This is a genomic window from Mesorhizobium sp. BR115XR7A, from assembly GCF_020165315.1.
Classification (GTDB): Bacteria; Pseudomonadota; Alphaproteobacteria; order Rhizobiales; family Rhizobiaceae; genus Mesorhizobium; species Mesorhizobium australicum.
The window spans coordinates 77085-96070 of sequence record NZ_JAIUHW010000005.1; the positions used below are offsets into that span (position 1 = coordinate 77085).

Below are 18986 nucleotides of genomic sequence, written 5' to 3' on the forward strand. Positions count from 1 at the left end.
GGTTCTGCGCTATAACCGGTTCTGGATGAGTGCCCTTGCGTCGGCGATCCTGTCCTCGTCGCGGCGGTAGAAGGTCCATTGCCTGATGCGCTTGGTTCTGAGCAGGCCGGCCTGGACGAGCACGCGCATATGCTCGGAAAGCGTCGCCTGAGTGATGCCGAGCTTCTCGGCGATCAGCAGCGCGCAGACGCCGTCCTCGACCAGATCGCCATCCGCCTGTGCCCGGAAATGCGCACGTGGATTCTTGAGCCAGTCGAGAATCTGCAGTCTGCGCTCGTTGGCGATCGCCTTGAAGACATCAACCTCTTGCATTTAGCCATTTTGCCAAGTTACTAATTGCTGTCAATCCCAAGGAGATTTTGATGTCGCAGGGCAACGTCGTCACACGCGAACGCATCGCCGCGATGGAACCGCGCATCCGCTCCTATATCAGGCACACACCGGTTCTGCGCGTCGACATGGCCGACTTCGATCGGGGGCCATTGGCGATCGACCTCAAGCTCGAATGCCTGCAGCATTCCGGCTCGTTCAAAGCCCGCGGCGCCTTCACCAACCTCCTGGAGCGGCCGGTTCCCGAGGCCGGCGTCGTCGCCGCATCGGGCGGCAATCATGGCGCTGCCGTCGCCTACGCCGCCATGCGGCTTGGCCACAGAGCAACCATCTTCGTTCCCGAAGTGAGCCCGCAGGCCAAGCTGGACCGCATCCGGGCCTATGGCGCCGACCTCGTTGTCGGCGGCGCCCGCTATGCCGAAGCGCTGGCCGCCAGCGAACGGTTCGCCGAGGAAACCGGCGCCTTGCAGATCCACGCCTTCAACCAGGAGGAGACGCTGGTCGGCCAAGGCACTCTCGGGCTCGAAATCGAACGCGATCTGCCTGAGATCGACACGCTGCTGGTCGCCGTCGGTGGTGGCGGCCTGATCGGCGGCATCGCCGCCTGGTATGCCGGCCGCATCCGCATCGTCGCCGTAGAGCCAGAGGGTGCGCCGACGCTTCATCGCGCCTTCGAGGCCGGCCATCCGGTGGACGCGCCGGCGGAAGGCATCGCCGCCGATTCGCTGGCGCCTAAGCGGGTCGGCGAGATGATGTTCCCGATCGCCGAAGCCTTCGTCGAACGCTCCATCCTGGTCAGCGACGACGACATCATCGCCGCCCAGAAGGCGCTCTGGAACCGCGTGCGCATCATCTCGGAGCCGGGTGGTGCCGCCGCCTTTGCCGCGATCCTGTCCGGCCGCTACGCGCCGACACCGGGCGAACGGGTCGCCGTGCTGGTCTGTGGGGCCAACGCAAACCCCGCCAATTTCTGATTGCAACCATTTCGGCAGGCTTCACGTTTTCTCAAACTGCCTCGCCTTTGCCGTGTTTACTGGTATTCTTCGAGTCGTGAGGCTTGGGCTATCCCGTCCGCCTCGCCGCATGATCCCGAAAAATAGAATCCAAGTTTCGGAACAGATCATGCCCAAAGAGATAGAGCCCATTGCGGTCCTTCAGGACGGAACAGGGCTCCAGGAAGGGCCGATGACCGAACGACCCACCTTCAGCAGCAATCGCGGCCTGGCCGGACGCCTGGCCTTGAGCCGGCTGGCGACGCGGGTCTCGATGGCGATCGAGCGTGGCTGGCCGCTGCTGCTTCCGCTCATTATCGTCGTCGGCCTGTTTCTCAGCGTCTCCTGGTTCGGTATTTTTCCCCGGCTGCCGGACGTGGTGCGCATCGGCCTTATCGCCATGTTTTGCCTGGCAGGTCTGGCGGCGCTTTATCCGCTGCGCTTTTTCCGCATACCTGGCGCGGCCGAGATCGATCGCCGCATCGAAGCCGCCAACAGACTGCTGCACAGCCCGGTGCAGGTGCAGAGCGACCGGCCCAGCGGCCAGGAAAGCAGTTTCTCGCAGGCGCTCTGGCGCGAGCACCAGAAGCGAATGGCTGGAAAGCTCGACAATCTCGGCGCCGATCTGCCGCGCACGCGCGTGCCGGAGCGCGACCCGTGGGGATTGCGCGCCGTGGCGGCGCTCCTGCTGGTCACTGCCTTTGCCTTCTCCTTCGGGCCGACCGGCGGCCGGCTGACAGATGGGTTCAGCGCACATGGCACGCTCGACGCCGTACCGCCGCGCATCGACGCATGGGTGACGCCGCCGGCCTATACCGGCAAGCCGCCGATCTTCCTGACTGCCGACGCCAACCAGGCGACGCCGACTTTTCATGTCCCCGAGGGAAGCGACGTCTCCCTGCGCGTTACCGGAGGCTCGGGCGAGGAAACGCTTGCCTATGCCGACAAGGACGGCAATGCGCGCGCCATCGACCCCGCAAGCCCGCAAGCCGCCGCCAAGCCGGCAGCAAGCCCGGCGGTGTCGTCCGCCTCGCCTTCGAAGGTGCGCCAGTTCGCCAGCAAGCTGACCGGCGACGGGACGCTGACGCTGAAATCGGGGGAGGATCAGCTTGGCCGCTGGGCTTTCGCCGTCATCCCGGACAAGCCGCCGCAGATCCGCTTCGTCGGCGAGCCCAAGCGCGCCGCCAACGGCGCCTTCGAGCTCAACTATCAGATCGATGACGATTACGGCGCCGCCACCGCCAAGGCGGTCTTCGCGCTGGCCGACCCGCAGCCGCCGGGTGCGCATCCGCTCTATGGTCCGCCCGAAATGCCGCTGACACTGCCCCGCCGCGGCGGCAAGTTGAATGCCGCCAAGACCACGAAAGACCTGACCGAGCATGTCTGGGCCGGCAGCAGCATCAAGCTGACGCTGGTCGCCACCGACGACGCCGGCCACACCGCCTCAAGCGAAACCAAGACGCTCGCGATGCCCGAGCGGCCGTTCACCAACCCGCTGGCACGCGCGGTGATCGAACAGCGCCGCCTGCTTGCGCTCGACGCCAATGCCAAGCCGCGCGTGCTCGACCTGATGGAGGCCATCACGCTGCGGCCTGAAGACACGTTCGATACCATGTCCCACTACCTCGCCATCATGAGCGCAATGAGCCGGCTGAAGCTGGCGGTGAACGACGATCAATTGCGCAGCGAGGTTGCCTACCTCTGGGAGATCGCGCTTGGTATCGAGGAGGGCAACCTCTCGGCGGCCGAAAAGCGGCTGCGCCAGGCCCAGCAGGCACTGCAGGACGCCATCAAGAATGGCGCCAGCGATGCCGAGATCGAGAAGGCGATGAAGGAACTGCGCGAGGCGATGAACCAGTTCCTGCAGGAGTTCGCCGAACGCGCCAAGCAGAACCCGAACGCGCCGCAGATGCAGCAGAACGGCCAGGAGCTGCGCCAGAGCGACATCGACCGCATGATGGACCAGATCGAAAATCTGGCGAAGTCCGGCGATCGCGACAAGGCCCAGCAATTGCTGTCTCAGTTGCAGGACATGATGAACAACCTCCAGGCCGGCCGCCAGCAGCAGGGGGGCGAGCAGGACAGCCAGATGCGTCAGCAGATGGACAAGCTTGGCGAGATCCTGCGGCGGCAGCAGGAGATGATGAACGACACCTTCCGCATGGATCAGATGCAGCGCGGCGAGCGCCAGCGCGGCCGCAACCGCGACGAGCAGCTTGGCCAGAACGATGAGCAAGGTCAATCTGGCGAAAACGGCAAGCCCGGCGAGAATGGCGAGCCAAAGCCTATGACGCCGCAGGAATTCGCCGATGCGCTGAAGCAGCTGCAGGAGGGCCAGGGCCAGCTGAAGAGCGATCTGGAGCAGCTGAAGAAAGGCCTCGAGGGCATGGGCATGGAGCCCAATGAAGGATTTGGCGAGGCCGGCAAGTCCATGGGCAGCGCCGAGCAGGCGCTTGGCGAGGGCCAGGGCGACGAGGCCGTCGGCCACCAGGGCCGGGCGCTCGAGGCGCTGCGCAAGGGCGCCAAGGACATGATGAAACAGATGCAGGCCATGCAGGGCGATCAGGGCGGCAGCCAGGAAGGCGGCCGCCAGCAGGATGCCGACCGCGACCCGCTCGGCCGGCCGCGCGCCAGCCAGGGTCCCGATTTCGGGGATTCGGTGAAAGTGCCCGACGAGATCGACGTTCAGCGCGCGCGCCAGATCCTGGAAGCGATCCGCAAGCGGCTCGGCAATGCGCTCAGCCCCGACATCGAGCGCAGCTATCTGGAACGGCTGCTGGAGCTGAAATAGGAAGCGGCGAGAGGGATCAGCTTCATTTCCATGGAGCCGTCTACCTGTTGACGAACGCCTCGCGGATTGCCTCCTGCATGCCGTCGATTGCTTCGCCTGACGCATTCGGGTTGCGATGCATCACCACATTGGAGGAATCGATGTCGCCGAACCCGTCCGCGGACGTCAGCTCTCGGCAGTCCGCCGGAATGTTGCTGCGTGAGATCGGCGCGATCGCCAACCCCGAGGTGACGGCAAGCTTCAGGCCGCCATTGGTATCGCTTGTATAGGCGACGCGATAGGCAAGGCCACGCTGCTCCAGCGATTTGATGGCGAAGTCCTTACACCAGCCGGCGCGGTTGTAGAGCGCGATCGGCACCGGGCGCTCCTCATGCATGTGATGCAGGTTCGACGTCACCCAGACCGTCGGATCATGCATCAGCACTTCGCCGCCGGAAGGATCCTGCCATTCGAACACCACGCATAAATCCAGCTCGCCGGCGGCGAGCGCCGCGATCTGCGCCTCCGAATGCGCGTAGCGCACGGTGACCTCGACCTTGGTGTGGCGCTTCGAAAATGCGCCGAGCGCGCGCGACAGGATGGCATGGCCATATTCCTCCGGAATGCCTATGCGCACCGGCCCACCGAGCGGCGCCGCCGCCATCGACGCCGCCGTTTCATCGAGCAGCGAAACGATACGGCGGGCATTGACGATGAGTTCGCCGCCACGCCGCGTCAGCGCGACGCCGCGTGAACCTCGCTCGAACAGGCTGTCGCCGACCAGCTCTTCGAGCTTCTTCATCTGCATCGACACGGCCGATTGCGTGCGGCCGGCCTGCTCGGCGGCCCTCGTGAAATTGCCGGCCTCGGCTATGGCGACAAAGGTACGCAGGAGATCACTGTCGAGGGTTGGCCGCATGGCATCCATCATAAGCAGATTTGATCGCTGGCATCATTCCAATTCGTTTGCAACATGTCAAACGCCGAACGATAATCGCCTCACCCATTGGATATGCAGTCGCGAAATCGGCTGCGGACCAATCAAGAGTCCTCACTCGTGCCCGCTACCCGAAAACGGTGGCGGGTTCTTTTTGATCTGGTGAGCGTCGCCGGATCGGATGCGCGGGAGCCTGAACGGATGCAGAATAGGATGGTGCGTGGCATCCTGAGCCTGTGCCTGGGCGTGCTGGTCTTCTCGCTGCAGGATCCGCTCGTCAAAGCCGTGTCGAGCGGCTACCCGGTGACCGAGGTGATGGCGATCCGCTCGATCGTAGCCTTGCCGATCCTGATCGTTCTGGTTCACGCCGATGTCGGGCTGCGGGCAATCCTGTCGAAACGGTTCGGCCTGCTGACGATACGCGCCTTCATCCAGTTCACCTCCTACACGGTCTATTACCTGGCCATCGCCGCCCTCCCGCTGGCCGACGCCGTGGCGCTTTATTTCATGGCGCCGCTCTGCATCATGGCGATGGCCGGCCCCTATCTCGGCGAGCGCGTTTCCTGGCGGACGCTGTCGACCGTGCTGATCGGCATGCTTGGCGTTCTGGTGATGCTGCGCCCCGGCGCCGGACTGTTCGACTGGGCGGCCTTGCTGTCGCTGGGCTCGGCCGTGCTCTACGCCTTCTCGCAGCTGATGGCTCGCAAGATCGGCGATACCGAATCGTCCACTGTCATGGCCTTCTACCAGAACGGCGCCTATCTTACCGGCGCGGCCGTCGTCGCCGGCACGTTTCACCTTGCGGGCATAACCCACGCCGTCCACCCGAGCCTCGAATTCCTGGTGCGACCATGGATCTGGCCGACGCTGCCGGATTTCCTCAAGATGGCCGCCTGCGGTTTCGTCGCCTCGGCCGGCATGATCCTGCTCTCGCAAGGCTACCGGCTGTCGCCGGCCAACCGCGTCGCCACCTTCGAATACACCGGTATCCTGTGGTCGCCGCTGTGGGGTTTCCTGTTCTTCGCCGAGGTGCCCAGGTCAGCAACGGTGATCGGCGCGGCGCTCATCATCGGCGCCGGCCTGCTGGCACTCAACACCGAGCGCCGCGCCAGCCCGGCACCGGCGCTTGTCGCCAGGGATCCAGCCTGATCAGGCGAAGCAGATCAGCGCCCGTTCGACGCGAGAGCGAATCTCGGCGAGCGTGAAGGGCTTTTGCACGACATCGAGGATGATGCCGTTCAATTCATCGGCGCGCTCGCGCTGGTCGGCATAGCCGGTCATCAGCATGATCTTCATCGCGGGAAAAAGCGCGGCTGCCGCAACCGCCATCTCGATGCCGTCCATCTCGGGCATGCGTATGTCGGAGACGACGAGATCGTACCCGCCTTTTGCGGCGCGGATCAGCGAAAGCCCCTGCGCGCCATCGGCGGCGATATCGATTGCGTGGCCGGCGCGTTCGAGCGCGCGGGCTGCGAGGGTGCGGACGGACTCATCGTCCTCGACGATCAAAAGCTTTGCCATGGCCGGCATATTTGGTGGCGAAACGTTGACTTTTCCTGAAAACCAAGGCGCTCGCCCAGACTAATTTTCCTGACACCGTTAAGGCCTTTTTCAGGATTCACCGGTGCGAGGCACTCGCCTTACACATCGCCTTTCACCACACCCACGAACGGCAATTCACGGAAAGCATGCGCCACATCCATGCCATAGCCGACGACGAAATAATCGGGGCAGTCGAAGCCGACATAATCGGCATTGAGCGCGGTCTGGCGGCGCATGCGCTTGTCGAGCAGCACGGCGATGGAACAGCTTTTCGCGCCACGCGACAGCATCAGGTCGCGCGTGAAGCTCAGCGTCTTGCCCGATTCCAGAATGTCGTCGATCAACAGCACGTCACGGCCTGCAACCTCGTTGTCGATGTCGCGCAGCACCCTCACCTCGCCACTGGTTGTGCCGGCGCCATAACTGGAGATGAAGATGAACTCGACTTCCGGCGACAGGCCGACATCATGCATGGCGCGGATCAGGTCGGCGGCGAAGATGAACGAGCCTTTCAGCACCGAAATCACCAGGAGATCGTGATAATCGTGCCCGGCGATCTCCTTGGCAAGTTCGAGATTGCGCCGCGCGATCGCCGATGCCGAAAACAGGACTTCGATGTCCTTGCCGCGCACGTTTGGCATTTCTCGCCCCCTCCAGTTTTTTTCCGAAACGCCTTCACACCGAGCGTGTGTTGAGAGTCAGGTCAGACCGAGCCGAAAGCAGTGGTTTCCGAGAACCGGAGCGGAGCGTACGTGAGCACCGGAAGCGCAGGGAACCACCGTTTGCAGGCCGGCTTCACCTGAATATCGACACACGCTATTCGGCGAAGGTGACCAAAACGGTCCTTACCCCGTTCTTAGGCACGTCGAGCCGGCTGGCAAAGCCGAATCTTTCGCCCGATGCCAGCGAATGGCCAGATGTCCCCAGCGTATAGCGGGTTGTCCGGCCGTCATTGCCCGTCACCCGGATTTCGAGTGGCGGCATTGTCGCGGGCCTCGTCCCGTCATTGGCGGCCTCGCCGTCGACGAACAGCACCGGATTGGCGCCGGAGGCATCGATGCGTGACGTCACGCCTGAAATGGTCAGCGCCGACGCTCGCGCGCCGGGCAGGAACGGTGCCTGGCGCACCAGCGCATGGCCGCCCGAGACCCAGAAGGCGGCAAGGGCGGCGCCGATGCCGGCGATCCAGAAGATCGGACCGCCGCGCGAGGCCGGCGGCCGTTCCGCTGGCATTTCCGGCTTGCGCAGCATGTCCATGCCTTCGATGGCCGGGGGGACAATCGCACGCGGCAGCGGCGTCACATTTCCGACTGGTGGGGCCGGCCGCGGCAACACCATATAATCCGCATCGATGATATCAGCCGCCGGGGCGCGCAAGATCCGGTCCGCCGCGGCAATTGCCGCGGGATCGGTCATGATTTCGCCGGAAACCGGGCGCGCGGTTCGTTCGTCAGCCATCATGGCCCCAGTATTGCGCGTGTTCGCTTTTCGTTTCTTTTGCGTAAACACAAATGGTTAACGCTTCCCCACCGGAGCCCTCTTGAAGAGCCTAAACGAGCCAGGAATTAACCGCCGGTTAACCATGCCGGCCGATGGTCTTTTCACAAAACAGGCCGGTTCGCCGCGGCCAGGAAATTCAGGTCGTCGAAATTGATTCGCTTCGAAAATGTCGGCCTCCGCTATGGCATGGGTCCGGAAATCCTCCGCGACATCTCCCTGCACATACCGGAGCGCTCCTTCCAGTTCTTGAGCGGGCCTTCGGGTGCCGGCAAGACGACATTGCTGCGCCTTTTGTTCATGTCGCTGAAACCGACGCGTGGACTGATCACCATCTTCGGCAAGGACCGCTCGCGCATCTCGCGCACCGAACTGCCGCATCTGCGCCGCCGCATCGGCGTGGTGTTCCAGGACTTTCGCCTGCTCGACCACATGACCACCTATGAGAATGTCGCGCTGCCGCTGCGCGTGCGCGGGCGCGAGGAAGCGAGCTACCGCACCGATGTCACCGAGTTGTTGAAATGGGTGGGGCTGGGCGAGCGCATGCATGTGCTGCCGCCGGTCCTGTCCGGAGGCGAGAAGCAGCGCGCCGCGATCGCGCGCGCCCTGATCGAGCAACCGGAGATCCTGCTCGCCGACGAGCCGACCGGCAATGTCGATCCGCCGCTGGCGCGGCGGCTGCTGCGGCTGTTCATCGAGCTCAACCGGCTTGGCACCGCCGTTGTGATCGCCACGCATGACCTTGGCCTGATGGAGCAGGTCGACGCGCGCCGCATGATCCTGGCCGGCGGAAGGCTTGATATCTATGACTGAGCTGTCGGCCGACCATTTCGAGGAGCAGGATGCCGAGGCGGTGGAGGCGAGGCCGCGCGCGCAACGCAAGATGGCGCCGATCGTGCCGGCGCAAAACATTGCCGGCCGCGCGCTGGTGCTGGTCATCGCCATCATGACTTTCCTGTCCTGCCTGACCTTCGGCGCGGTGACCCTGGTGCGCGACACAGCCTCGGTTTGGGAAAACCAGATCTCGCGCGAGGCGACGATCCAGATCAAGCCGGCCGACGGCCTCGACATGGAGGCGGCGCTTACCCAGGCGTCACGGATCGCCGGTGAATTCCCTGGCGTGAAGTCGACCCGGATCATCGACCGCGAAGCGACCGCAAGGCTGCTGGAGCCCTGGCTGGGTTCGGGCCTCAACATCGACGACCTGCCCGTGCCGCGCCTGATCATCGTCACCATCGACGAGAGCAGCCCGCCTGACTTCGCCGCCATGCGCGCCGCGATCACGCCGAAACTGCCGAGTGCATCGCTCGACGACCACCGCACCTGGGTCGACCGGCTGGTGGCCATGGCCCGTACCACGGTGACCATAGGCGTTGCCGTTCTGGCCTTGATGCTGTCGGCGACGGTGCTGACCGTGGTGTTCGCGACCCGTGGCGCCATGGACGGCAACGGCCACATCATCGAGGTGCTGCATTTCGTCGGCGCCGAGGCGCGCTTCATCGCACGCGAATTTCGCCGGCATTTCTTGGTCACCGGCATGAAAGGCGCAGCCGCCGGCGGAGCGGCGGCGGTGCTTGTCTTCATCGTGTTTTCCTGGTGGTCGTCACGCAACATAGCAACGCCGCAGGCCGATCAGGCGACTGCTTTGTTCGGTAACTTCGCCATCGGCTCGGCGGGTTACGCAGGTGTCGTCCTGATGGTGCTGGTGATTGGCGCGCTGACGGCGGCAACCTCGCACGTCACCGTCGTTGCCTATCTCAGCGACATCGACGTTCGCCAACCCGATGCATGAAAGGACCTCGTCTTGGCTTGGACGGAAACAGGGCGATCACGGAGAAAGAATTCGCGTAACGCAAAGTGCGTCTTTTACCTATCAAAGGCCGCATTTGAGGATTAACTATATGACCATGGACGTGCGGGATTCGACCGGGACGGCTGGACAGTTGCCAGTGGTGGTTGACCGTTGGCGCGGCCGTGGCAGGGTTAGCCATCTAAGGACCGCCCTGCGCTTCTCCGCTCTCTCCCTGCTTGTGCTTGCAACAGTGTTCGCTGGCGGCTTTGGCTGGTTCGCCAGCAAGGTCAGTCATCTGACCACGCCCGCCAACCCGGCCAAGGCCGACGCCATCATCGTGCTGACCGGCGGCCAGTCGCGCCTCGACGCCGCGATGGAGCTGCTCGCATCCGGCAAGGGCGAGCGGCTCTTGATCAGCGGCGTGCACCCCTCGGCCAGCCGGCGCCAGCTTCAGGCGGCGACCGGCGGCGACAAGAAACTGTTTTCCTGCTGCGTCGACATCGATCGCGCCGCGCTCGACACGATCGGCAATGCCGAGGAAAGCGCCAAATGGGTGGAATACCATGCCTATGGCACGGTGATCCTGGTGACCAACAATTATCACATGCCGCGCAGCCTTTTGGAGATGGGCCGGCTGCTGCATGGCGCCAAGCTCGAACCCTACCCGGTGGTCAATTCCAACCTGGATAATGGCAGTTGGCTGACCAAGCCGCGCGCGGTGCGCGTGCTGTTCACCGAATACACCAAGTACCTGCTGGCGCTGGCTCGCGGGTTTATCCCGGTGAAGCCGACGCCTGAGGGAATCGCCCTGGCCGAGACCGCCGCCGGCGGCTGAGCCGCGTCATTGCTTGGCGACAGCCCCTGAAACGCCCTTGAGGCGCGCGATCTCTTGTTCAAGGTCTTGGATGCGCCGGTCGCGCTCGCCAAGCGCGGCTGCCACATCAGCCGCCTCGAAGCGCTGCGGTATATGTTGCGGGCAATTGGCATCCCATGCCGAGACGGTGAACAGGATGATCTGCTCGGGACGCGCCTTGTAGTCCGGCGGCATCAGCCTCGCCGTCAACTCGGCATCGTCCTCGACAACGCGCGCCGTACCCCAGATCTTGATGCGCTGGCGCATCATGTAGTCGATCAGGAACAGGAAGGCCCTCGGATTGTCGGCCAGATTGCCCTGCGTGATGAATTGTCTGTTGCCGGAAAAATCCGCGAAGCCGATTGTCTTCTCGTCGAGCACCTTGAGAAAGCCGGCAGGGCCGCCGCGGTGCTGGATGTAGGGCTGGCCATCGCCATTGGCCGTCGACAGGAAGATGCTGGTCTGCATTTCGATGAATGCGGCGAGGTCCGGTGTGATCGCCGACTGCCAGCCGCCGCGCTCCTCGACGCGGGCGTAGGACTGGCGCGAGCCCTTGCGCGCCTGGATCGCCTTGACCGTCGGCGTGAAGGCGACATCGCTGGTAAAGGCGTGTGCGTTCATCGAAACCTCCTTGCCTGAATGCTTCTAAAGACCGAGCTCCGACAGCGTCGGATGGCCGTCCGGCCGCCGGCCGAGCGGCCAGTGATATTTGCGCTCGGCCTCGGCGATCGGCAGGTCGTTGATGCTGGCGATGCGCAGCCGCATCAGCCCGTGCTCGTCGAACTCCCAGTTCTCGTTGCCGTAGCTGCGGAACCATGAGCCGCTGTCGTCGCGCCATTCATAGGCGAAGCGCACGGCGATGCGGTTGCCGTGAAAGGCCCAGACCTCCTTGATCAGCCGGTAGTCGAGTTCGCGGCTCCATTTGCGCGTAAGGAACGCCTGGATGGCATCGCGGCCTTGCAGGAACTCGGCGCGGTTGCGCCAACGGCTGTCCGCCGTATAGGCGAGCGCCACCCGCGCCGGATCGCGCGAGTTCCAGGCATCCTCGGCCATGCGCGCTTTCTGGGCTGACGTCTCGGCGGTGAAGGGCGGAAGCGGCGGGCGGCTCTCAGACATGGGATTTCCTCTGCGGCATGAAGGGTGGGGACCGGCGGGCACCGCCGCTCCTATCCGGATTCAGGCAGCATTGCGGGCGGAAACAACCGGAAAATCGATCTCGGTCTGGGCAACTTCATTGATATAGTTGGTCCAGACGTTCAGGGCGACATGCTGGACAATCTCGATGATCTCTCCGTCGTCATAGCCCGCGAGCCTGACAGCGGCGATATCCTCCTGGGCGATATGTCCGCGGCTTTGCGCAACCCGGGCTGCAAAACGCACCGCCGCGGCTGCCTTGGGGTCCATGGAGCCGCCATGGCGATTGGCCATCATCTCGGCATCGTCAAGGCTTGCGAGCGTCTTGCCGAGATAGGTGTGCGCGCACAGACAGTAGTTGCAGCCATTGATCTCGGCGATCGCCAGCGCGACGCGCTCGCGTGTCGGCGCCGGAAGCCGGCCCTTGGCCAGCGCGCCCATCATGCCGAGATAGCCTTCCAGCGCCGCCGGACTGTTGGCGACCATCCGAAACAGGTTCGGCACGACACCAAGCTGTTTTTCCACCACTTGCAGCATGGGCTGCGCGGCGGCGGGAGCGGCAGCGATGGACGAAGGCGTAGCGATGCGGGGCATAGAGATTTCCTGGTTGAGGTGTGCCCCCGTTATATGCAGCCTTCCATGTTGCGGATGTAGATGCCATATCTGCAACCAACCCTTCCATTTTCTGGAAGAAATGATGGATCGTCTCGAAGCCATGTCCCTTTTCGTCGCGGCGGCGGAGGGCGGCAGCCTTTCCGCCGCCGCGCGCCATTCGGACGTTCCGTTGGCAACAGTCAGCCGCAAGGTCTCCGAACTGGAGCGGTACCTGAAGACACGCCTGTTGAACCGCTCGACGCGGCGGCTGACACTGACCGACGCCGGCCATGCCTATCTCGCTGCCTGCCGCCGCATCCTCGACCAGGTCGGCGACGCCGAACGCACCGCCGGCGGCGAATACAGCGCCCCGACAGGGGAATTGATCATCACCGCGCCGATCGTCTTCGGCCGTCTTCACGTGCTGCCAGTCGTCACCGACTTCCTCGCCGCCTATCCCCTGGTGGATATCCGCCTGACGCTCGGCGACAGGATAAGCCAGTTGGCCGAGGATCATATCGACCTCGCCGTCCGTATCGGCAGGCTGCCGGATTCGCGCATGGTCGCCATCAGGGTCGGTTCGATCGGTCATGTTGTCTGCGCAAGCCCTGCCTATCTGGCAGGACGCGGCATTCCAGAAACTCCGGGAGATCTCGAGGCGCACAGCTGCATTACCTTCGAGGGCCTTGGCTCGCTTGCCACCTGGACCTTCACCGTGGACAAGGCTGATTTTGTCGTGCCGGTCCGATCAAGGCTCCGGGTCAACACCGCCGAGGCGGCGATTGATGCGGCGATCGCCGGTGTCGGAGCGACGCGGGTGCTTTCCTACCAGATCGTCGCCGCCGCACGCTCGGGAACACTGCGCCCCGTACTCAGGGATTTCGAACCCGAGCCTTGGCCGGTAAACCTGGTGCATGCGGGCCAGGGCCGGCTGCCAGTGAAACTGCGCGCCTTCCTCGACTTCGCCGCCCCCCGCCTGAGGGAACGCCTGGCGCAGGCGACCTGGTAAGACGGGCAGTATCGCACCGTTTCCTTTTTCTCCGCGCTTGGTGTAACCAACGCACACTTCCTCACCGGACCTCCCCCATGCTCTATGTCAGATCGCTGGCGTTCAATTTCGTCTTCTACGTCAATCTGATCGTCCAGATGATCCTCTGGACCCCGTACTATTTCCTGTCGCCCCGCCACCGCGCCTGGTTCGTGCCGAAATTCTGGTCGCGCACCTCGATGTGGCTCTATGACAAGATCGCCGGCACCAAAAACGACATCACCGGGCAGGAAAACCTGCCCGAGGGTTCCTTCATCCTGGCGCCCAAGCATCAGTCTTTCTGGGACGCCATCGCCTTCTTCCCCTTCCTCCAGGACCCGCTCTACATCCTCAAGCGCGAGCTGACCTGGATCCCCTTTTTCGGCTGGTACATCTTGAAGATGCGGATGATCCCGGTGCATCGCGGCAGCCGTTCCAAGGCCTTGAAGGCGGTGGTTGCGGCGACCAAGGAAGAAATGGCGCGCAACCCGCGCCAGCTGATCATCTATCCCGAGGGCACGCGCCGGGCGCCGGGCGACGAGCCGGCCTATAAATACGGCATCGTCGAAATCTATTCGCAGCTTGGCGTTCCGGTCGTGCCGGTCGCCCATGTCGCTGGCCTCTATTGGCCGCGCCGCAAGTTCCTGCGCTATCCCGGCACCGTCAAGGCGCGCTTCCTGCCGCCTATACCGCCTGGCCTAGGCAAGGACGAGTTCATGGCGCGGCTGATCGGTGAGACCGAAGCTGCCTGCGACCAGCTTCTCCTCGAGGCATCTCGCGCATCCAACCCGCCGGCCCTGCCGCCAACGGCGGTGAAACGGCTTCGGGAGCTCGGCGCGAAGGCCTGAAGCCTCCTGACCACGGGCCGTCAGCCGTACACCGCCAGCACCGTGGTCAGCACCAGCGTCGCAGCCTCAGGCGCTGGCCTTGTCGAGTTCGGCCATATCGTCCGCGGACAGCTTCAGCGACGCCGCGCGGATCAGGCTGTCCATCTGCTCAGGCTTGGTCGCACTGGCGATCGGCGCGGTGACGCCGGGCCGCGCGATAACCCAAGCAAGCGCCACTTCCGCCTGTTTGGCCGAATGCCTGGCCGACACCGCGTCCAGCGCCGCCAGGATGCGCATGCCACGCGCATTGAGGTAGTCTTTCACCCCGCCGCCGCGCTCGCTTTGGCCGAGATCGGCCTCGCTGCGGTACTTGCCGCTGAGAAAGCCCTTGGCCAAGCTGAAATAGGTGATGACGCCGATATCCTCCGCCACGCAGAGATCGCGCAGCGGGCCATCGAAGGAGGAGCGGTCATAGAGATTGTATTCCGGCTGCAGCACCTCGTAGCGCGGCAGGCCGCGCAGGCTTGCCACGTCAAGTGCCGCGCGCAACTGGCCGGCGTCGAGGTTGGAACAGCCGGCATAGCGGATCTTGCCCTTGGCGAGCAGTTTCTCATAGGCGCCGAGGGTTTCCTCATAGGGCGTGGTCGGATCCGGCCAGTGCGACAGGTAAAGGTCGATGAATTCGGTCTGCAGCCGCTTCAGCGATGCATCGACAGCCTTTTCGATATAGGCGGCCGACAGGTCCTTGTGGCCCTGCCCCATGTCTGAGCCGACCTTGGTGACCACCACGACCTTGTCGCGATTGCCACGATCCTTCATCCATTTGCCGATGATGGTTTCCGATTCACCGCCCTTGTTGCCGGGAACCCAGCGCGAATAGGCGTCGGCCGTGTCGATGGCATTGAGGCCGGCTCCGACAAAGCGATCGAGCAGATCGAAAGAAGTCTTCTCGTCGGCGGTCCAGCCGAAGACATTGCCACCCAGAACCAGCGGCGCGATGGAAAGGTCGGTGCGACCGAGACGGCGTTTCTGCAAGACGGATCTCCGTGGTGATTGGGACCGGGCGGATGCCGCCCGCTGGCTGGGTTCGGAGCCTAACCTAGGTCTTGCCGCATCGAGGTCAAAGGCCTGGCCACCCTTTTCCGCGGAGCCAGCGCTTCACAAAGTCGCTATCCGGTGCGCCACATCCTCCAGCCAGTGGTCGCGAATCTCGAGCGCTTCCAGATGCTTCAGCGTGCTCAGCACATAATCCTCGTTGTCACCGGATCGGCCGACCGCGCCGCGCACCACGGCCGCCGCCTCCGCCGCGTCCAGCGCGCCCGCATATTGCTCATGCTTGCGGTCGACGACGTAGGCCACGGCTTCCACCGTGCCACCGCCGTCGAGGCGAACCTTGAGCGTCCGCTCGAGATAGACGCTGGTGACGAGTTCGCGCTCGCGCAGATAGGCAATGACCTCGTCGCGCAATTCGCCAGGGACGCGGTACGCAAGGCCGACGCAGGAGCCGCCATGGTCGAGGCCAAGCACCAGTCCGGGCCGCTGGCGCGTGCCGCGATGCACGAAGGAATAGACGCAGAGCGAGCGGCGATAGCCATGCAGGCGGGCGCGTCGTGTCTCGACATGAGCGAAACCCGGTCGCCAGATCAGCGAACCGTAGCCGAACACCCAAAAATCGCCCATATCACCGCGCCTGATTGCAAAAAGAATGGCAGCACCGCACCGGTAACCGGTGTTTTTTCAATCCGTCTCTGTCTACCTAGTGTTCGGAACCTGAGAATCCGTCCACACCATCCATGCGTTAATGAGAGCCAAAGCATGACGTCAAGTGACGAACGCCAACCGGGTAACCGTCGCCGTCTGTGGTGGCTTGCCGCGTTCATCCTCGTGCTGTTCGCCATTTACAGCGCCGGCTGGTTCTATCTGGCCAACAGGGTCCGGTCCGAGGCCGACAAGGCGGTTGCCACGCTCAACAAGAGCGGCATCGAGGCCGGTTGCGCCAACCTCCAGGTCGGTGGCTATCCACTGAGCTTTGCCGTCTCTTGCGACAACCTCGCCTACGAGGACGACGCCAAGAGCATTGCTGCCTCGGCCGGCTCCTTCAACGCCGTCGCCCAGATCGTCCAGCCCTTGTCGCCTGTTGCCAATCTACGCGGTCCACTCCGGACCTCCGTCCCCGGCATGATGCCGCTCTGGATCGACTGGGACAATCTGCAGGCCAACGTCAAATTGTGGTACCCGCTGCCCCGGCGTGTAGCGCTGCAGGCCGAGGGCCTGTCGGGCCAGACGGACCCGGCCGACGACACCGATCCGGTGGAACTGTTCAGTGCCGGCAAGGCGTCAGGCCAATTGCAGCCCAACAACGGCGATCTCGATTATGTCGGCAGCTTTGGCGATCTCGAGATCGATGCCGACGCGATCGGCGGGCGGGTGTTGCCGGCGCTCGATGCCAGCGGCGACGTGACACTGAAGAACGGCGTGGCGCTGATCGGCACGCAGGTGAAAAGCCTGCGCGGCCAGCGGATCGAAATCCGCAACCTCGATCTGTCGTCCGGCACGGCGCGCGTCACCGTTTCCGGGCCGCTGTCAGTCGATGCCGAGGGTCTCGTCGACGCCGACCTGATGATCAGGATCAAGGATCCCAAGGCGGTGGCATCTATTCTTGCCGGCGCCATACCCGAGCAGAAGAATGCGATCGAGCAGGGTTTTGGCGCCCTGGCGCTGCTTGGCAGCGAACCGTCCATGCCGCTGAAAGTGGTCAAGGGCAAGGCTTCCCTCGGCTTCATTCCGCTGGGCAAGATCAAACCGGTCAACTAACGGATGGCGGGGCCGGCAAAGCTGCTGAGCGTCGGCGCACTGACGCTTGACACCATTCTTCGTGTCGAATCACTGCCCACGCATCAGGGAAAATTCATCGCCTCGGACGGCATCCAGATCGCCTCGGGCATGGCCACGAGCGCGGCCTGCGCCGCGCATCGCCTGGGTGCCGAGGTGTCGCTATGGGCTAGCGCCGGCGACGATCCGGTCGGCGATCTGCTGATTGCCGGGATAGAGGCCGAGGGCGTCGATTGCAGCCATGTACGCCGCGTCAGCGGCGCCCGCTCGGCACTGGCCTCGATCCTGGTCGATGCGCATGGCGAGCGGATCATCGTGCCTTTCTACGACGCGCGCGCGCAGGCCGATCCCGAGGTTTTGCCGTTCACCGACATAACGGCATTCGACACCGTACTGGCCGACGTGCGCTGGCCGGGCGCCGCGGCGCTTGCCCTTAAGACGGCGCGGGCCGCCGGCCGCCCAGCCATACTCGATGCCGATACCGCGCCCCTGGCGGTGCTGGAACGATTATTGCCGCTGGCCTCGCACATCGTCGCCTCGGAGCCGGCGGTCCGCATTATATGCGGCCACGCGCTGGATCTGGAGACCGCCTGCATCGATTTGGCGTCCCGCACCGATGCGTTCGTCGCGGTCACCGGCGGCGCGGCGGGTACCTGGTGGTTCGACCGAAGCGCCGGATCGTCCCGCCATGTCGAGGCACCGAGGGTCAAGGCGGTCGACACGCTGGCCGCCGGCGATGTCTTTCATGGCGCCTTTGCCGTCGGGCTGGCGGAAGCCATGGCGGTCGAGCACGCACTGCGCTTTGCCAGCGCGGCCGCCGCGCTCAAGTGCCTGCGCTTCGGCGGCCGGCTGGGCGCGCCGGATCGAGCGGAGACGCTCGCCATGATGGCAACGGCCTGGCCGGTTGAAATCACCTAGCTCTTTGCCGGATGCTCGACCGCCTGGCGGCCAAAATCGGGCGCGTCGATATCCTGGCCCGCCTCGATGATCGAGCGGCGCACGGCGCGGGTGCGGGTGAACAGGTCGAAGAGCTTGTCGCCGTCGCCCCAGCGGATGGCGCGCTGCAGGAACGCCAGGTCTTCCGAGAACCGCGCCAACATTTCCAGGATGGCATCCTTGTTGTGCAGGCACACGTCCCGCCACATGGTCGGATCGGAGGCAGCCAGACGCGTGAAATCGCGAAAACCGGAGGCGGAATATTTGATCACTTCCGTCTTGGTCACCGATTCCAGATCGTCGGCGGTGCCGACGATGTTGTAGGCGATGATGTGCGGCAGATGCGAGACGATGGCCAGCGTCATGTCGTGATGCTGCGGGTCCATAGTGTCGATGTTGGCGCCGCAGCGGCGCCAGAATTCCGACAGCCGTTCCAGCGCTTCCGGATCGGTGCGCGGCACCGGCGTGAAGATGCACCAGCGGTTGTCGAACAGGTCGGCAAACCCGGCATCCGGGCCGGATTTTTCGGTGCCCGCCAGCGGATGGCCAGGAATGAAATGGACGCCTTCAGGCACATGCGGCTGCATCTGCGCGATGACCGAGGCCTTTGTCGAGCCGACATCGGTGAGGATCGCCCCCTTTTTCAGCGCCGGCGCGATTTCCTCCGCTACAGCGCCGGATGAGCCGACCGGCACGGAGACAATGACCAGATCGGCATCGCGCACCGCGTCCCCGGCATCGGTGGTGTAGGAATCGCCAAGGCCCAGTTCCTCGGCTCGCTTGAGCGTTGCCGCACTGCGCGTCGAGATGGCGACATGGCGAGCCAAACCCTCGCGTCGGATGACACGGGCCAGCGACGAGCCGATCAGGCCGATGCCGACCAGCGCGATCTTTTCGAACATCGGTGATGCCATGGTGTTCCA

21 protein-coding genes are annotated in these 18986 nt (G+C 64.1%); 10 read left to right on the top strand and 11 right to left on the bottom strand.

Annotation, left to right across the window (positions count from 1 at the left end):
- Nucleotides 1-9: 9 nt before the first annotated feature.
- Entirely contained in the window at nt 10-312 is a 303-nt protein-coding gene (locus LB557_RS12095) for an ArsR/SmtB family transcription factor (RefSeq protein WP_015315541.1), read from the bottom strand.
- 50 nt (nt 313-362) lie between these two features.
- Here LB557_RS12095 and LB557_RS12100 point away from each other — a divergent pair, with 50 nt between their 5' ends.
- Together LB557_RS12100 and LB557_RS12105 are read left to right on the top strand one after the other, a co-directional pair.
- Entirely contained in the window at nt 363-1304 is a 942-nt protein-coding gene (locus LB557_RS12100; protein ID WP_140720234.1) for a threonine/serine dehydratase, read from the top strand.
- Nucleotides 1305-1515: 211 nt separating this feature from the next.
- Nucleotides 1516-4113: a TIGR02302 family protein gene (locus LB557_RS12105; protein WP_224642107.1), complete on the top strand. Its 2598-nt coding sequence runs from the start codon at nt 1516-1518 to the stop codon at nt 4111-4113.
- Nucleotides 4114-4153: 40 nt separating this feature from the next.
- On the opposite strand, the gene LB557_RS12110 is transcribed toward LB557_RS12105, so the two are convergent.
- Nucleotides 4154-5011: a LysR family transcriptional regulator gene (locus tag LB557_RS12110; protein ID WP_015315538.1), complete on the bottom strand. Its 858-nt coding sequence runs from the start codon at nt 5009-5011 to the stop codon at nt 4154-4156.
- Between the two features lie 219 nt (nt 5012-5230).
- Between LB557_RS12110 and LB557_RS12115 the strand changes: the two genes are divergently transcribed.
- The gene (locus tag LB557_RS12115; RefSeq protein WP_140712863.1) at nt 5231-6178 is read left to right on the top strand and encodes a DMT family transporter; all 948 of its coding nucleotides are present in this window, start codon (nt 5231-5233) and stop codon (nt 6176-6178) included.
- Here LB557_RS12115 and LB557_RS12120 read toward each other — a convergent pair whose 3' ends face one another.
- The 3 genes from LB557_RS12120 to LB557_RS12130 form a co-directional block, all read right to left on the bottom strand.
- Nucleotides 6179-6550: a response regulator gene (locus LB557_RS12120; protein WP_015315536.1), complete on the bottom strand. Its 372-nt coding sequence runs from the start codon at nt 6548-6550 to the stop codon at nt 6179-6181.
- Between the two features lie 119 nt (nt 6551-6669).
- Nucleotides 6670-7212, bottom strand: a complete 543-nt coding sequence (hpt, locus tag LB557_RS12125; protein WP_015315535.1) for a hypoxanthine phosphoribosyltransferase — start codon at nt 7210-7212, stop codon at nt 6670-6672.
- 175 nt (nt 7213-7387) lie between these two features.
- Nucleotides 7388-8032, bottom strand: a complete 645-nt coding sequence (locus LB557_RS12130; protein ID WP_140712861.1) for a cadherin-like beta sandwich domain-containing protein — start codon at nt 8030-8032, stop codon at nt 7388-7390.
- Nucleotides 8033-8221: 189 nt separating this feature from the next.
- Here LB557_RS12130 and ftsE point away from each other — a divergent pair, with 189 nt between their 5' ends.
- From ftsE to LB557_RS12145, 3 genes are all read left to right on the top strand, one after another.
- Nucleotides 8222-8881 (top strand): cell division ATP-binding protein FtsE, encoded by a 660-nt coding sequence (ftsE, locus tag LB557_RS12135; RefSeq protein ID WP_010911739.1) that lies wholly within the window; start codon nt 8222-8224, stop codon nt 8879-8881.
- A complete protein-coding gene (locus tag LB557_RS12140; RefSeq protein ID WP_140712859.1) occupies nt 8874-9860 on the top strand; it encodes a cell division protein FtsX in 987 nt (328 codons plus the stop codon). The genes ftsE and LB557_RS12140 overlap by 8 nt, the downstream gene beginning before the upstream one ends.
- Before the next feature lie 109 nt (nt 9861-9969).
- Nucleotides 9970-10695, top strand: a complete 726-nt coding sequence (locus LB557_RS12145) for a YdcF family protein (RefSeq protein WP_224642109.1) — start codon at nt 9970-9972, stop codon at nt 10693-10695.
- Nucleotides 10696-10701: 6 nt separating this feature from the next.
- Here LB557_RS12145 and LB557_RS12150 read toward each other — a convergent pair whose 3' ends face one another.
- From LB557_RS12150 to LB557_RS12160, 3 genes are read right to left on the bottom strand one after another with little or no spacing between them, the layout of a single operon-like run.
- Nucleotides 10702-11334: a pyridoxamine 5'-phosphate oxidase family protein gene (locus LB557_RS12150; RefSeq protein WP_140712857.1), complete on the bottom strand. Its 633-nt coding sequence runs from the start codon at nt 11332-11334 to the stop codon at nt 10702-10704.
- 24 nt (nt 11335-11358) lie between these two features.
- The gene (locus LB557_RS12155) at nt 11359-11829 is read right to left on the bottom strand and encodes a DUF1348 family protein (RefSeq protein WP_224642110.1); all 471 of its coding nucleotides are present in this window, start codon (nt 11827-11829) and stop codon (nt 11359-11361) included.
- Nucleotides 11830-11889: 60 nt separating this feature from the next.
- Nucleotides 11890-12441, bottom strand: coding sequence for a carboxymuconolactone decarboxylase family protein (locus LB557_RS12160; RefSeq protein ID WP_224642111.1), 552 nt, complete (start codon nt 12439-12441; stop codon nt 11890-11892).
- 103 nt (nt 12442-12544) lie between these two features.
- Between LB557_RS12160 and LB557_RS12165 the strand changes: the two genes are divergently transcribed.
- Both LB557_RS12165 and LB557_RS12170 read left to right on the top strand, forming a co-directional pair.
- Nucleotides 12545-13450 (top strand): LysR family transcriptional regulator, encoded by a 906-nt coding sequence (locus LB557_RS12165; RefSeq protein ID WP_224642112.1) that lies wholly within the window; start codon nt 12545-12547, stop codon nt 13448-13450.
- 77 nt (nt 13451-13527) lie between these two features.
- Nucleotides 13528-14316, top strand: a complete 789-nt coding sequence (locus LB557_RS12170; RefSeq protein ID WP_015315527.1) for a lysophospholipid acyltransferase family protein — start codon at nt 13528-13530, stop codon at nt 14314-14316.
- Nucleotides 14317-14382: 66 nt separating this feature from the next.
- Here the strand turns inward: LB557_RS12170 and LB557_RS12175 are convergent, their stop codons facing one another.
- Both LB557_RS12175 and LB557_RS12180 read right to left on the bottom strand, forming a co-directional pair.
- Entirely contained in the window at nt 14383-15330 is a 948-nt protein-coding gene (locus LB557_RS12175; RefSeq protein ID WP_140662851.1) for an aldo/keto reductase, read from the bottom strand.
- Nucleotides 15331-15453: 123 nt separating this feature from the next.
- Nucleotides 15454-15975: a gamma-glutamylcyclotransferase gene (locus LB557_RS12180; RefSeq protein ID WP_015315525.1), complete on the bottom strand. Its 522-nt coding sequence runs from the start codon at nt 15973-15975 to the stop codon at nt 15454-15456.
- A gap of 135 nt (nt 15976-16110) precedes the next feature.
- Here LB557_RS12180 and LB557_RS12185 point away from each other — a divergent pair, with 135 nt between their 5' ends.
- Both LB557_RS12185 and LB557_RS12190 read left to right on the top strand, forming a co-directional pair.
- Nucleotides 16111-17109, top strand: coding sequence for a DUF2125 domain-containing protein (locus tag LB557_RS12185; RefSeq protein WP_140662853.1), 999 nt, complete (start codon nt 16111-16113; stop codon nt 17107-17109).
- Between the two features lie 3 nt (nt 17110-17112).
- Entirely contained in the window at nt 17113-18045 is a 933-nt protein-coding gene (locus LB557_RS12190; protein ID WP_224642113.1) for a sugar kinase, read from the top strand.
- Here the strand turns inward: LB557_RS12190 and LB557_RS12195 are convergent.
- The gene (locus LB557_RS12195) at nt 18042-18977 is read right to left on the bottom strand and encodes a prephenate/arogenate dehydrogenase family protein (protein WP_181171296.1); all 936 of its coding nucleotides are present in this window, start codon (nt 18975-18977) and stop codon (nt 18042-18044) included. The genes LB557_RS12190 and LB557_RS12195 overlap by 4 nt on opposite strands.
- Between the last annotated feature and the right edge of the window lie 9 nt (nt 18978-18986).

Bases quoted from the DNA above. Each gene is read 5' to 3' on its own strand.
- LB557_RS12095 (WP_015315541.1), bottom strand. From the start codon at position 312: ATGCAAGAGGTTGATGTCTTCAAGGCGATCGCCAACGAGCGCAGACTG.
- LB557_RS12100 (WP_140720234.1), top strand. From the start codon at position 363: ATGTCGCAGGGCAACGTCGTCACACGCGAACGCATCGCCGCGATGGAA.
- LB557_RS12105 (WP_224642107.1), top strand. From the start codon at position 1,516: ATGACCGAACGACCCACCTTCAGCAGCAATCGCGGCCTGGCCGGACGC.
- LB557_RS12110 (WP_015315538.1), bottom strand. From the start codon at position 5,011: ATGCGGCCAACCCTCGACAGTGATCTCCTGCGTACCTTTGTCGCCATA.
- LB557_RS12115 (WP_140712863.1), top strand. From the start codon at position 5,231: ATGCAGAATAGGATGGTGCGTGGCATCCTGAGCCTGTGCCTGGGCGTG.
- LB557_RS12120 (WP_015315536.1), bottom strand. From the start codon at position 6,550: ATGGCAAAGCTTTTGATCGTCGAGGACGATGAGTCCGTCCGCACCCTC.
- hpt (WP_015315535.1), bottom strand. From the start codon at position 7,212: ATGCCAAACGTGCGCGGCAAGGACATCGAAGTCCTGTTTTCGGCATCG.
- LB557_RS12130 (WP_140712861.1), bottom strand. From the start codon at position 8,032: ATGATGGCTGACGAACGAACCGCGCGCCCGGTTTCCGGCGAAATCATG.
- LB557_RS12140 (WP_140712859.1), top strand. From the start codon at position 8,874: ATGACTGAGCTGTCGGCCGACCATTTCGAGGAGCAGGATGCCGAGGCG.
- LB557_RS12145 (WP_224642109.1), top strand. From the start codon at position 9,970: ATGACCATGGACGTGCGGGATTCGACCGGGACGGCTGGACAGTTGCCA.
- LB557_RS12150 (WP_140712857.1), bottom strand. From the start codon at position 11,334: ATGAACGCACACGCCTTTACCAGCGATGTCGCCTTCACGCCGACGGTC.
- LB557_RS12155 (WP_224642110.1), bottom strand. From the start codon at position 11,829: ATGTCTGAGAGCCGCCCGCCGCTTCCGCCCTTCACCGCCGAGACGTCA.
- LB557_RS12160 (WP_224642111.1), bottom strand. From the start codon at position 12,441: ATGCCCCGCATCGCTACGCCTTCGTCCATCGCTGCCGCTCCCGCCGCC.
- LB557_RS12165 (WP_224642112.1), top strand. From the start codon at position 12,545: ATGGATCGTCTCGAAGCCATGTCCCTTTTCGTCGCGGCGGCGGAGGGC.
- LB557_RS12170 (WP_015315527.1), top strand. From the start codon at position 13,528: ATGCTCTATGTCAGATCGCTGGCGTTCAATTTCGTCTTCTACGTCAAT.
- LB557_RS12180 (WP_015315525.1), bottom strand. From the start codon at position 15,975: ATGGGCGATTTTTGGGTGTTCGGCTACGGTTCGCTGATCTGGCGACCG.
- LB557_RS12185 (WP_140662853.1), top strand. From the start codon at position 16,111: ATGACGTCAAGTGACGAACGCCAACCGGGTAACCGTCGCCGTCTGTGG.
- LB557_RS12190 (WP_224642113.1), top strand. From the start codon at position 17,113: ATGGCGGGGCCGGCAAAGCTGCTGAGCGTCGGCGCACTGACGCTTGAC.
- LB557_RS12195 (WP_181171296.1), bottom strand. From the start codon at position 18,977: ATGGCATCACCGATGTTCGAAAAGATCGCGCTGGTCGGCATCGGCCTG.